8 protein-coding genes are annotated in these 13,453 nt (G+C 47.7%); 3 read left to right on the top strand and 5 right to left on the bottom strand.

The features are described 5' to 3' along the window. Positions 1-44 precede the first annotated feature (44 nt). The 3 genes from GO620_RS15475 to GO620_RS15465 all read right to left on the bottom strand — a co-directional run bounded on the left by GO620_RS15475 (position 45) and on the right by GO620_RS15465 (position 4,510). A complete protein-coding gene (locus GO620_RS15475) occupies positions 45-1,169 on the bottom strand; it encodes an acyltransferase family protein (protein ID WP_157524663.1) in 1,125 nt (374 codons plus the stop codon). Between the two features lie 184 nt (positions 1,170-1,353). After that, complete coding sequence (nagB, locus tag GO620_RS15470; protein ID WP_157524662.1) at positions 1,354-3,273, bottom strand: glucosamine-6-phosphate deaminase; 1,920 nt, start codon at positions 3,271-3,273, stop codon at positions 1,354-1,356. 43 nt (positions 3,274-3,316) lie between these two features. Then, complete coding sequence (locus tag GO620_RS15465; RefSeq protein WP_157524661.1) at positions 3,317-4,510, bottom strand: ROK family transcriptional regulator; 1,194 nt, start codon at positions 4,508-4,510, stop codon at positions 3,317-3,319. 143 nt (positions 4,511-4,653) lie between these two features. Here GO620_RS15465 and GO620_RS15460 point away from each other — a divergent pair, with 143 nt between their 5' ends. Continuing rightward, the gene (locus tag GO620_RS15460; RefSeq protein WP_157524660.1) at positions 4,654-5,502 is read left to right on the top strand and encodes a beta-1,6-N-acetylglucosaminyltransferase; all 849 of its coding nucleotides are present in this window, start codon (positions 4,654-4,656) and stop codon (positions 5,500-5,502) included. Positions 5,503-5,842: 340 nt separating this feature from the next. Then, on the top strand, positions 5,843-6,919 hold the full coding sequence (locus GO620_RS15455) for an AAA family ATPase (protein ID WP_157524659.1): 1,077 nt from the start codon (positions 5,843-5,845) through the stop codon (positions 6,917-6,919). Positions 6,920-7,826: 907 nt separating this feature from the next. Here GO620_RS15455 and GO620_RS15450 read toward each other — a convergent pair. Together GO620_RS15450 and GO620_RS15445 are read right to left on the bottom strand one after the other, a co-directional pair. Continuing rightward, on the bottom strand, positions 7,827-9,149 hold the full coding sequence (locus GO620_RS15450) for an amidohydrolase family protein (protein WP_157524658.1): 1,323 nt from the start codon (positions 9,147-9,149) through the stop codon (positions 7,827-7,829). A 19-nt stretch (positions 9,150-9,168) separates the two neighbouring features. Next, positions 9,169-12,306 carry an amidohydrolase family protein gene (locus tag GO620_RS15445; RefSeq protein WP_157524657.1) on the bottom strand — a complete coding sequence of 1,046 codons (3,138 nt, stop codon included), beginning with the start codon at positions 12,304-12,306 and terminating at the stop codon, positions 9,169-9,171. A 693-nt stretch (positions 12,307-12,999) separates the two neighbouring features. Here GO620_RS15445 and GO620_RS15440 point away from each other — a divergent pair. Continuing rightward, a complete protein-coding gene (locus GO620_RS15440) occupies positions 13,000-13,446 on the top strand; it encodes a cytochrome B (protein ID WP_157524656.1) in 447 nt (148 codons plus the stop codon). Positions 13,447-13,453 lie beyond the last annotated feature (7 nt).

Here is a 13,453-nt window from a genome sequence, read left to right as displayed (position 1 = left end):
GTCGTTTTAATTAAGGTCTAAATAACGTGATTCAGTCGGGACAATTACACGCGTATCAAAATTTTATTGCGATATAGCGGGTACATGATCAGCCAGGTGATAATTACCAGACTAAGCGCAAAGAACATAGACGCGTTTATAGGAGAAAAATTCGGCGCGAACACAACCTGGTTATAGTAAGACATCGCCTTTACAACCTTACCATCGTGATGTACTTTTATCAGGTTGATCAATCCCGGCCAGATGTCTATCAGGATATAAGCCGCTATAGAATTGGTGCCAAATACCAGGAATGGCCACAACAATTTATTATGCTTGTTAACATCGACCACCCAATAGCAAAGTGTTAATCCTAATGTTGACAGGCCGCCGGCATACAGCACAAACGAACTGGTCCAAAGCGCTTTGTTGATGGGGAAGAACAGGTCGATGAGCATACCTAACAATACGGCTACAATTCCGTAAACAAACAGCCATACGGTTTTGGTTGTCTCGTCGCGGTCGGTGCGTTTTATCCAGGTGCCTACACGTATACCGAATATTGCGGTGCCAATTGCCGGCAGTGTACCCAGCAACCCTTCGGGGTCCCAGGTTTTTGATGACCGCCATAGGTGGTTGGTGCCAAACACTAACCTATCCAGCCATGCACCCATGTTAGTTTCAGGGTCGAGGTTAGCTGCATGACCATCCGGAACCGGGATAAATGTCATGATGATATAATAGCCAACCAAAAATATCCCGAAGAGCCAATCCTGCGTTTTTTGATTTGTTTTTACATAGATAACAGTGGCTATAAAATATACTACAGCTATGCGCTGCAACACGCCCGGGAAGCGCAGGTGGGCGAGATCTGGGTGGTAAAACATTTGAATGCCCCAGGCAATGAGGATCAGCATCACCATACGCCTGAAAGCGTTTAAGATCAGCTTGCTATGGCTTATCGTTGCACGCTTGTTTTGCATAGCATAAACAATGGCTACGCCAACCATAAACAAGAAGGATGGGAAGATCAAATCTGTTGGTGTACATCCATTCCACACCGAATGCTCTAGCGGCGCATAGACATGGTCATTACCGGGGTTATTTACCAGTATCATTGCGGCAATAGTAATACCGCGGAAAATATCGAGAGAAAGCAGACGGGGGGCTTTAACAGTTGTTCCGGCCATAATTAGGGTTGGTTTAATCAGGTGTAATGTAAGGGATTTGGAGGGATTTGTCAAGCGCTGTTATGACCGGTCATGCCGAAACAGTTCGGCATGACAAGATGGGCATTACATGGAATAGTAGATATCCGGGCGGCAAGCACCGGTCACAAATTCAACCAGCGCCCGCCCGGGTGAGAGATCTTACTTAAAATTTATACCGCACAAAGGCTTCCATCGCGGCATATTCTGCCAGGCCAAGTTCGTCATAACAGCGTGCGGTTTCGCGGTTGCGGTCCTCGGCACGCACCCAAAACTCGCGGGCGTCATCGCCCGGGAAAACCGGTCTGTCCTTTTGCGACTGATGTTTAAATATGGCGTTGCGTTTGCGCAACACCTCCTGCGGAGAAAGTGGCACCGCCATTTCAATTTCGTATGTTTTAAACTCGTGCCACGCACCGCGATATAGCCACATCCAACAATCTTTAACCCACTCTTCTGTTTGTGCTAACCTTTGTAAAGCTTTTAAAACTATGTTAAAGCACACTACGTGGGTGCCGTGCGGGTCTGCAAAGTCGCCTGCTACAAATACCTGGTGTGGCTTTACTTTTTGGAGCAGTTCCATGGTTAACTCCACATCCTTGTCACCAACAGAATTTTTTTGTGTTTTACCGGTTTCATAGAAAGGTAAGGCCTGAAAATGGATGTTTGAATCGGGCAAGCCTGCAAAACGCGCGCCTGCGATAGCTTCACTTTTGCGTATAAAACCCTTAACGTTACGTATCTCCTGAGTGTCTATCTGGTTAGGCTGCTTAACAGCGAAAAAAGACCGCATGCCATCATAAACTTTATGCAGGTCTGCGCTGTCGTCGCCGCGGCTCTCGGCAAAGTCAATCGCGAATTCCATATAGCGCAGCACATCATCGTCCCACACTGCAGTATTGCCAGATGTTTGATAAGCCACGTGCACATCGTGGCCCTGGTCTACCAAACGGATGAAAGTACCACCCATAGAGATCACGTCATCGTCCGGGTGCGGAGAAAAAACTATCGAACGTTTTTTTGCCGGATTAGCGCGTTCCGGCCGTTGCGAATCGTCGGCGTTTGGTTTACCACCCGGCCAGCCGGTAATGGTATGTTGTATCTGGTTGAAGATGTCTATGTTGATGTCATATACCGGCCCCTGCTCTACAGCAAGTTGTGCCATGCCATTATTATTATAATCATCTTCGGTAAGCTTTAAAATTGGTTTTCTGACATTTGTAGCTAACCAGATGACGGCTTTCTTTTTTAGCAGGTTGTGCCAGACACAGTCCTTAACCAGCCATGGGGTATCAAACCGGGTAAGTTCAGAAGCGGCACCCTCATCCAGAACAAACTCTACATTATCTGATAATTGCAGATACGTTGCAGGAACCTCTCCCGAGATTTCTCCCTCAACTGCCTTTTTAACTATAGGTGCCTTCTTTTGGCTCCAGGCCATCAGGATGATCTCACGGGCCTTAAAGATTGTTCCCACACCCATGGTGATGGCTTTTGTAGGTACGTTTTGCTTGCCACCGAAATCGCGGGCGGCATCGCTGCGTGTCAGGTCGTCGAGGGTAACCAGCCTGGTGCCCGAATTTGGCGCCGAGCCGGGCTCATTAAACCCGATGTGGCCTGTACGCCCTATACCCAATAACTGGAAATCCAGTCCGCCATACTCTTCTATCAGCCTTTCATAGTTAAGACAAAATTCGGCCACGTCTTCCTGCGGCAAGGTGCCATCAGGGATGTGTACGTTGTTTTTATCGATATCGACATGATTGAATAAATTTTCATTCATGAACGTCACGTAGCTTTGGGCAGCGTTTGGCTGCATCGGGAAATATTCGTCGAGGTTAAATGTGATCACATTCTTGAAGCTAAGCCCTTCTTCTTTGTGCAGGCGTACCAGTTCTGCATAAACCGCTATTGGGGTTACACCGGTAGCCAAACCCAAAACTGCCTTCTCGCCACTCTCGGCTTTAGCTTTGATCAGTTTTGCAATACGGGCTGCGACAGTAACTGATGCCGTACGCTGGTCGGGGTAAACGGTTACCGGCAGTTTCTCATACCGGGTCTCTTCAAGAAGATTTAAACGTGCCATAATTTTGTTTTTGTGATCGTCTTCGCGGCAGCTTACCGGCTGCCTATTTATTCAATTTAAAGTTATCCATTACTAAAACTGCCGCACCAATCAGCTCCGCATCAAAGCCAATTTCTGATATTTTGAGCGATGTGTTACTCACCAGCCGCGGAATGCAATATTTATTCATGGCCTGCTGAATGGGCGCCTGCAATATCTTGCCTACCCGGGCTCCACGGCCGCTAAGCACAATGGTCTCGGGGTTCATGATGTGCGCCAGTATCGCCAGCGCCTTGCCGATTTTATACCCGGCTTCAGCTAACAAGTCTATGGCGAAATGGTCGCCGCTGTTGGCGGCATCCATAATGGCATCTCCGGCAAGTTTATGCGGGTCGTCTGTAATATGTTTCAGGCTGGTGATCTTGCCTTCTTTAATACCTGCTATCGCCTTTTGGGCAACCGCCAGCATAGACGCTTCAACCTCCAGGCACCCGCGTTTACCGCAGTTACATAGTTCGCCATTTTCTGATAAGGGGATATGGCTCAGTTCGCCTGCAAAGCCATCATGACCACGGAATAACTTGCCGTTGATGATCATCCCCAGGCCGATGCCCCACCCCAGGTTGATTACCATTACTTCTTTTTGATCTTTTGCCGCGCCAAAGCGCTGTTCTGCAAGGGCCACCAAACTCGAGTCGTTATCAATAACCACAGGCAAACCCGTTGCCTGGCCTATTACCTCTTTAAGGTCCTCGCCCTCGGCATCCAGGTAAGAGTAATTGATCCCCTCTTTAATGTTTACAAAGCCCGGCATGCCAATACCAATGCCGGCTATTTTACTTTTGGCTACGCCCGAACTTTTGATGTACTCGTTAATGATCTCAATTAGCCGTTGCAGCGACTTGGTATTTTTAAAGAGGGTAAGCTCTACCTGCTGCACATCGGCGACAGGTTTGTTGTGCATATCCAAAAGGCCAATGCGCAGCGATAACTGGTCCATTGCAACGGCCAGGACATATATAGCGTCAGGTTTTATGGAATATAGTAACGGGCGGCGGCCTCCACTCGACTGCGCGAGGCCCTGTTCTATGACAAGGCCGCCGGCAGTGAGCTCGTTGATTGATTTCGTAATCAGGGGTATGCTTTTATTCAGCCTGGCGCTGATATCGGCACACGACAATTCATGGTTAAAATAAAATTGCTTTAAAACTTTATCGGTCAAGCCGTCTTGTTTCTTAGCCTTTGCTTTCGCTTCCATGTATCACAAACTTAACAAATCATTTTATCAACTTCAAAATACTTTTTAAAAAAATTTAAAAAGTATTTATTTGTTACCGAATGAACAAAACATTGGTTTTAAAAAGTTGTACTTTGTAACACTATCTAATTCAGCCTTTAACTGTGAAAATTGCTCATCTCATTTTAGCCCATAGAGACCTGGCGCAGGTTGCCCGTCTTGTAAAACAAATTGCCCATCCCGGAAGCTTTGTTGTTATCCACATTGACAAAAAGTGCGACATGCAGGGCTTCCTGGAACTTGAAAAGCAACCTGACGTTTACTTAATGAAAAACCGCATCGACGTAAATTGGGGTGGGTACAGCATTGTTGAGGCTACGATCAATGGACTAAGGGCGATCGTAGAGTTGAGGAGGGAGTTTGACTTTGTAAACCTGATCAGCGGGCAGGATTATCCTATAAAACCTATCGCCGAATTCAACGCCCTGCTTGAAGAGAACAAAGGCAAGTGCTTTTTTAACTATTGCCTGCCGGGCGAACCCTGGCTGGAAGAAGCGCAGCAAAAGATCAACACCTACAACCTTACCGATTGGAAACTGAAAGGAAAATACGCCCTTCAAAAATTGCTGAATATAGCATTGCCAAAAAGGACAGCGCCTGCCGGTTATACGGTCATCGGTTTCTCTGCCTGGTTTACTATTGATGCAGAGGCTACGCGATACATCCTTAAATGCTGCGACGACAAGCTGCCGATCACCGGCTTCTTTAAATATAGCTGGGGCAGCGACGAGATGTTCTTCCAGACGCTTATCTATAATTCGCCCTTGAAAGATAAAATGGTTAACCACAATTACAGGTATATCGACTGGAGCGAGAAAAACCCGCGGCCTAAAACCCTTACCATGGCAGATGCACCTGCTTTAAAAGCAAGCGACGCATTCTTTGCCCGCAAATTCGACCAGGATGCCGAAGTGCTGGATTACATCGACCAAAACTTATTGAGCAATAGTTAGTTATAACCAAACTTATCTTATATTTATAATTCCACTCGCCGACACCGGGACAATACATAAAACGAAACGCCGCCCAACTATTGAGCGGCGTTTTTTTGTTCGCAACGTTGGGGTGTTTCACTGTTTCAAGTGAAACAGTTGAAACACTTGTCCCCTACTTTTAAGTATGTGACACCATCTTGCTCTTTGCTAATTTTCAACGCTTTACAGCGTTTACCTGCAAGCACTACTTTGTCACTACCAAGGCAAAAACGGGCTTTGAAACAGCTGCAGTACTGACAAAACACCGCCACCGAAACACACCAAACCGCGTGGTAACTTTGGAGACATCCAATTACAAATGTCGCACAACTACACTCCGCCTCACCATTATTTTGAACGCCCTATGGAGATAGAGCTCATCCGTTCCATGTGCCAGAAACGGCCAGCACCTGTAAAAGCCGAACCGATCGGTACGGCAGAAGATGGCTTTATCACCAAGAAAGCTTCGGAATGGCTTGCCGAATCCGATAAACTACCCGATGCCAAAATGCTGTTCGACAGGTTTTGGTATGAAAATGAACTTTGCATCCTTTTTGCCGATACCAACACGGGCAAATCTATACTGGCCGTGCAGCTGGCAGATTCGATCAGCAGGGAAAGCTGCGTAGGTAATTTCGAGTTGACCGTTAGCACGCAAACGGTTTTGTACATCGATTTCGAATTGTCTGCCAAGCAGTTCAGCACCCGCTACTCGGACGGGGTTTATGGCATGTACCGTTTCGGCGATAATTTCTTACGCTCGTCTGTAAACCCCGATGCCAAAGGCGCCCATCGCTTTAAGAACCGGGGCGAGTATATCATCAACGCGCTGGAGAATGCCATCCTGAACGCCAAGGCCAAAGTGCTCATCATCGATAATATTACCTGCCTGGGCTCGGGCACGCATGGTGCATTGCCTGCACTGAACCTCATCAGCCAGTTGCAGGACATTAAAAACAAATACAAGATCTCCATACTGGTTCTGGCGCACACCCCCAAACGTAACGGCAGCAAACCCATATCTCGCGACGACCTGCAGGGCAGTAAGATGCTCATCAATTTTTGCGACAGCGCGTTTGCCATTGGCGACAGCGCTACACAACCCGGCCAGCGCTACCTTAAGCAAATAAAACAACGCAACACTGCAGAAACCTATGGCCCCGACAACGTTTGCCTGTGCAGGATAGTGAAGCACTACAACTTTCTGCAATTTGAGTTTACAGACCAGGGCATAGAAACTGACCATTTGCGGCCAAGGTTAATAAACCTGACCGCCGAGGTTGAGCAAAAAATAATAGAACTGCACGCCGAAGGCCAAAGCATACGCCAGATAGCCGCGCAAACGGGATATTCTGCTTCGCATGTGTATAGGGTGTTGAAGGGGGCGGGGAAGTAATTGGCTAACCATACTTCTTTCCGGATGTTGCCACTTTAATGTGAAATGCAAATCAAATCGGCAAATACCGAGGTTGTCATTGCGAGGCACAAAGCAATCCGTTAGTGACATTCTTAAGATTTTATGCTCGGATTGCCGCGTCGGCTACGCTCCTCGCAATGACATAACTAGTGATTTGTCCTTTGAGATTGCCGTACTTCGATAAACTCAGTAAAGGCTCTGATTCGCTCGCAATGACGCATTGGGGGATTAATGTTGGCACTGCATTAACGCCACCGACAAATGCCGCATCAGTCTGTGCGGCAACTACAGGCTTTGAAACAGCACAACCATTGTAGCGCAGGGCGCAGCGGCGAGTTTCTTTGGTTACTTTCTTTGACGGCCAAAGAAAGTAATGAGCCCAAGCGGCAAATGAGCGCTCATTGATTTGATTGTCCTTTGAGATTGCTTCGCTCCGCTCGCAATGACGAACTGGGTTTCAATGTTGGCACTGCACTAACTCCACCAACAAATGCAGCCTCAGTCTGTGCGGTGAATACCACACTTGAAAATAGCAGAACCATTGTAGCGCAGGGTGCAGCGGCGAGTGTTATTCACCGTTGTTTATTTTTGAAGGCGTTCATGAGATCGCTCCGCTAAGTTCTTTGTTGCTTTCTTTGACGGTCAAGAAAAGTGACAGAAAGATTTTACTGCATTAGCGCATAAGATGCTTCGACAAGCTCAGCATGACAAGGAGGATTATTCTTTGAGAAGTAATTCTGTTCCCTCCCTTCCGGGGAGGGTTAGGGTGGGGCTTCATCGATGAGATGCTTCGACAAGCTCAGCATGACATAACGGTTTTAAATATTCAAGCCAACAAAAAAGCCGCCCTGATCTACAGGACGGCTTTCTATATTGCGATTACGGATTACATCTTAGTCGGTATGCCGTATTTATCGCTGTAGCGTTTGTACAGCATTTTATGCCAACTGTTTAAGTCTATGCTTTTGCCTTTTATGTAAGCGTTCTTCACGTCAAGAGTCAGCATGTCTAAAGCGTCGCCGTCAGAGATAAACAGGTTAGCGTCTTTGCCGGTCTCTAAAGTTCCGGTTGTTTTGTCTATACCTAATATCTTGGCATTATTCAGGGTGATCATAGATACCGCCTGCTCTTTGGTAAGGCCGTAACCAACTGCTTCGCCTGCTTCGAACGGCAGGTTGCGCTGGCGCCAAAAACCAATACCGGTGAGCCCGTACAAAACACCGCCTTCCTGCAGCAAGTGCGGCAATTTATAGGGCAGGTATACGTCGTCTTCATCCTTATCGGGCAGTGTCTGAGTTTCTTTAAGGATAACAGGAACATTGCTTTGACGCAGCAGGTCTGTCACCAGGTAAGATTCCTTACCGCCAACTATTACCGCGCTTATACCGAACTTTTTAGCGAAAGCAACCGCCTGCTCAATTTCCTTTGCGCCATCAGCGTTTACGAAAAGCTTTTTAGTGCCATTGAACAAACCGGCCATAGCGCCAAGGCGCAGGTTGTTAACATCGTGCTTAGGGTCTACCGAGTAAGCCTGCGCTTGTGTAAACAAAGATGTTAAGTTATCTATCGCTTTTTGAGCGATCTCTGAAGGCGACTCGGCAGGTGCAGCGCCCGGGAATTGGAAACCACCCCTGCGGCCACGGCCTGCGCGTGCCACCGGCCAGGTAATGTGCATGCCGATGTCTTTTTTGTAAGCCGCGTCTTCCCAGTTCCAGCCGTCGAGCATCATTACCGATGACTGGCCAGCTACGATACCACCTTCGGGAGTTGGCTGTGCCAGCAAGATACCATTCGCGCGAACGGTAGGGATCACTTTCGAGTCGGTGTTATAGGCGATCAATGAGCGAACATTAGCGTTGATATCGCCTGTTTCAGAATCATCGGCAGTTGCACGTACGCTTTCTGTTTCTACCAAACCCAAAGTTGTGATAGGGCAAATAAAGCCGGGATAAACTTGTTTACCTGTTGCGTCAACGATGGTAGCGCCTGCCATTGATGGCGCGGCACCCTCGCCAACCGCGGTGATTTTACCTTTGTCAAAGGCAACGTAACCATTGTTTATCACTTTGCCATTGCCGATGTGTATAGTTGCGCCGGTAACCACAACAGGGCCTGCCTGCGGTTTAGCCGGAACAATGTTTGGCTGTGCCAGTGCAACCGCTGCACCTAAAAGCATCCCGCCAAAGCTTAATAATATTTTCTTTTTCATGTGTTTGTCTTGTGAAGGTTTACTTTTTGTTTTGCTCTGACAATAAGTTAGCAGTTTGCGTTGCCGCGTTGATCATGCCATTGTAGCTATCAGCCACAACGTATGCGCTTTCTTCCACGTCGTCGCAAGTGTACATCTGGCGGCGGCGAGGCGCACCAACACGTTGTGTAGCACTGCCTGCACTTTTAGAAGCCAGCATTTTCTGAATGATACGGGCCTCTTCGCCTTTCAGCTCTTTCTGGCGGGCTTCGTCCTGCGCGTAATCCCAATAAGGCACGCCATCAACATAAGTTTTCTCTGCTACCGCGTAAATTGACAGCGGGTTGGCAGACCAAACCACCAGGTCGGCATCTTTACCAGCTTTTAAGCTGCCCACACGGTTATCAATGTGCAGCATTTTTGCCGGGTTAAGGGTTACCAGTTTCAAAGCGTCTTCTTCGCCCATTTTACCATAAGTCACAGATTTACCTGCTTCCTGGTTAAGGCGGCGCGCCATTTCGGCATCGTCAGAGTTAATGGCTACGTTTATACCTTCAGAAGCCATGATGTTGGCATTGTAAGGGATAGCGTCCTGCACCTCCATTTTATATGCCCACCAGTCAGAGAAGGTAGAGGCGTTGATACCGCGGGCCTTCATTTTGTCGGCCACTTTGTAACCTTCTAAGATGTGGGTAAAGGTGTTGATCTTGAAGCCCATGGTGTCTGCCACGTGCATCAGCATGTTAATTTCAGACTGTACATAAGAGTGGCAGGTAATGTGGCGGGTATCGTCAAGGATCTCGGCCAAAGCTTCCAGCTCCAGGTCGCGGCGCACATTGTTACCTTTTACTGCACGTGCCGCTTTGTATTCTTTCGCACGGGTAAAGGCGTCTACATACACTTGCTCAACACCCATACGTGTTTGCGGGAAACGGATGTTAGGGCCGGTTGGGGTAGCACCGTTACTTTGCTTAACGTTTTCGCCCAGCGCGAATTTGATGAATTGCGGAGCATTCTCATATTTCAATTGCTCCGGAGTAACGCCCCAGCGGTGTTTGATGATATAGTTTTGCCCACCGATCGGGTTTGCAGAACCGTGAAGGATCTGAGAGATGGTAACACCACCCGCCAGCTGACGGTACAGGTTAACGTCGGTTGCATCCAGCACGTCGCCGATGCGTACTTCTGAAGTTACCGCTTGTGTACCTTCATTGATACCGCCTGTAGCCGCGATGTGGGAGTGTTCATCAATAATACCCGGCGATATGTGTTTGCCCGTAGCGTCGATAACTTTGGCACCACCTGCAGCCAGGTTTTTACCTACCGCTTTGATCTTGCCGTTTTCGATCAATACATCCGCGTTTTGCAGGATGCCTTCTTTCTCGTTGGTCCAAACGGTAGCGTTTTTAAACAGAACGGTCTCGGCTTTTGGCACATTTACGTAACCATATGCCGCGAACGGATAAACCACAGGACCAACAGGCGCGGCAACACGCGCGCCGCCTTGTCCGCCCGGCATATTCATGCCTGCAGGGCCAAAGCCCGGCCGGCCATTGCCACCTGCCGGAGCAGGGCCGCTGTAAACCGCGCTCCAGTTGAATGAGCTGCCGTCAGGGGCAACACCGTTACCGCTTAAAGTAACCGGTTTGTTGTCTGCTAAATAGCCGCTTAAGCGGATGACGCCATTCGGTTTATTTTTTAGGTCAAAGTAAATGTTTACCAAATCGCCATTACGAACAATGGTTCCTTGCGCGCGGGCGCTGTCTGCACCTGTACGCTCAATGCTTACAGTGTATGATCCCGGTGTACCACCGATGCGAAGATTAGTATTGGCAAAAAACGGATTGTTGAATGCGTAGGTGCCGCGGATATCCTGCACATCCATTTTAGCAACTACATATTGGCGGCCTTCTATCCAGTTTTCGTAGATGATGTTATCGCCTTTAAATAGGTCGTCAGAAGTGATGATGAAGTTAGCCAGTTTACCTTTGGCTATCGTACCCACGCGGTCGCTTACGCCAAGCATTTCGGCCGGAGTTTCTGTCAACGCTTTTAAAGCGGTGGTTTCTGTAAGTCCATTGGTTATCGCGCTGCGAACGTTGGTCCAGAACTCTTTAGCGCTGGTTAAACCATAAGAGGTAAGCGCAAACCTGATGCCTGCTTTTTCCAAAGCTGCTGGGTTGGTCGGCGCCAGTTCCCAGTCTTTTAGTTGCTCAAATGTAATGTTACGCGCCTCGATAGGGTCCTCAACATCATAAGTTGCCGGGAAGTTAACCGGGACGATAAAGCTTGCACCGGTAGCCTTTACAGCAGCAATGTCCTGGTATTCTTTACCGTCAGACTTCATGATATATTGCTTGCCGAATTCTTTGGCAATTTTATCGGCACGATAAATGCTTTGCAGGTCACTCACTTCAAATATTTGCGGGATATCCTGCGTGCGGTTAAACTCCTGCAAAGAAATATTATACTCTTCCTTTTGGTTTTTGTACCAGGCAGCGTCAAGGTATGTCTGGCGGATCAACGCGATGGTACCCATCAATGAAGACGGATAGTTGGTTGCAGCAGTACCTTTGCTGAAAGAGTAGTGCGCGGCAGCGCGGTCGCTGATGATCACCTCATTGTCGCGCTCATCGCCCAATGAAACCACTACTGAAGTACCGCGGGCGATACCGTCATGTACCAATGACTGCACTGCACCAAAGCCGTTACTTTTAAGATCTTTTGAACTGATCGCGTTAGCGTGAAACATGCTGTTGGCATGCACATCCGGGCGGATAGCCTCATTCCAGCCAAATGCACCCGGCTTGGTAGAGATGGGGGTGTTTACACGGCCAAACCCACCAAATGCGCCGCCACCTTGCTGGCGTGGGGCCTCGGGCATACCGTAGGTAGTGTATGCGTCAACCAGTCCGGGGTAAATGTATTTACCTTTAAGGTCAACGGTTACATATCCTTTAGGGATCACCAAACCTACACCTACCGCTTCTATAATGCGGTCTTTAACTATTAATGCCGCACCTTTAAGCACCTGCCCCGGGCTGGTAACTATAGTGGCATTAATGAAAGCGTACTGCCCCGGCCGCACATCCCACGCGCCGTTAACCGGGAAGGTTTGCTGCGCATAAGAAAAGCTGGTTAACAACAGGGCAAAGAAAAAGAGTAATTGTTTCTTCATTTTGCGTTTAATTTTCGAGTTTAATTGGCTCTAATGTATTTAACATTTTATTTAAAGTGAGATAATATCCTCATCATCATACATTTGTTACAGCATTTTTTTCATTAGGCTATAAATTGTGGTTATAAGGCAGGGAGTTTTAGGATAGATTTCTAATTCTTTATTTCTTTGCTAAGAATTTCCGGGTTTTTAAATAAGTGGTTTTTAACCAAGTCTTTGAGGGTTCGAGGGACGGTTATATCTTAATAGTGCCGGAAATGATGTTGGGCGTTGCTCCATCTTCGATGAAGCCGCGCTATTCGCTGCAAGTCCTCGGTCTCCGTTAGCTAACGGATCCCTGCGGGCTTTTCGCTGCTATCGCTAACGCGGCTAAGTCCTCTCTCTTCCGGGGAGGGTTAGGGTTGGGCTCTACAATTCGATCCTTAACGCAACGTATCTAAGAATAAGCTATTGGCATTGAATCAACGACACCGAAAAAATGCGGCATCAGTCTGTGCGGTAACTACAGGCATTGAAACGTGCAGAAACATTGTAGCTCAGGATGCAGCCGCGAGTTTATTTCATGAGACCGCTTCGCTAAGTTCTTTGGTTACTTTCTTTGACGGGCAAAGAAAGTAACATCTAATATAGAACTCAACATTGTGTCTAAAGGTTAACCTCACATTCCCTATCTTCGCTGCACAATACATCATCATGAACGCGTACACCATAGTAAAATACCTGCACTCGGGACTTAGATTTGTAGTGGCCATCTTATTACTGCTTGCCATCGTCAACGCGCTTATCGGCTGGTTAGGCAATAAAACCTATACCAATGGTAACAGAAAACTTAATCTGTTTGCCATGATATCGGCGCATACACAATTGCTCGTAGGCCTGGCGTTGTATTTCATCAGTCCGTTTGTGCAGTTTGGTGCTAATACTATGAAAGATAGCGCTACCCGCTACTGGACGGTAGAGCACATCAGCATGATGATATTCGCGATCATCCTCATCACCATTGGTTATTCTCGGTCTAAAAAAGCGCAGGAGCCTGCCTCTAAACATCGCACGGTGGCTATATTTTTTACGTTAGCCATTATTGTGATCATCGCCGCGATAGCGCAAAGCCACAGGCCGATGCTGGGCATCAGCGCTTAAAATTTGA

The sequence above is a fragment of the Mucilaginibacter ginkgonis genome (genome assembly GCF_009754905.2).
GTDB lineage: Bacteria > Bacteroidota > Bacteroidia > Sphingobacteriales > Sphingobacteriaceae > Mucilaginibacter > Mucilaginibacter ginkgonis.
Note: the sequence above shows the minus strand (reverse complement) of the source record. Positions and strands in the feature narration are given on the sequence as shown.

Coding starts and splice junctions, on each gene's coding strand:
- GO620_RS15475 (WP_157524663.1), bottom strand. CDS start 1,169: ATGGCCGGAACAACTGTTAAAGCCCCCCGTCTGCTTTCTCTCGATATT.
- GO620_RS15445 (WP_157524657.1), bottom strand. CDS start 12,306: ATGAAGAAACAATTACTCTTTTTCTTTGCCCTGTTGTTAACCAGCTTT.
- GO620_RS15450 (WP_157524658.1), bottom strand. CDS start 9,149: ATGAAAAAGAAAATATTATTAAGCTTTGGCGGGATGCTTTTAGGTGCA.
- GO620_RS15440 (WP_157524656.1), top strand. CDS start 13,000: ATGAACGCGTACACCATAGTAAAATACCTGCACTCGGGACTTAGATTT.
- nagB (WP_157524662.1), bottom strand. CDS start 3,273: ATGGCACGTTTAAATCTTCTTGAAGAGACCCGGTATGAGAAACTGCCG.
- GO620_RS15465 (WP_157524661.1), bottom strand. CDS start 4,510: ATGGAAGCGAAAGCAAAGGCTAAGAAACAAGACGGCTTGACCGATAAA.
- GO620_RS15455 (WP_157524659.1), top strand. CDS start 5,843: ATGTCGCACAACTACACTCCGCCTCACCATTATTTTGAACGCCCTATG.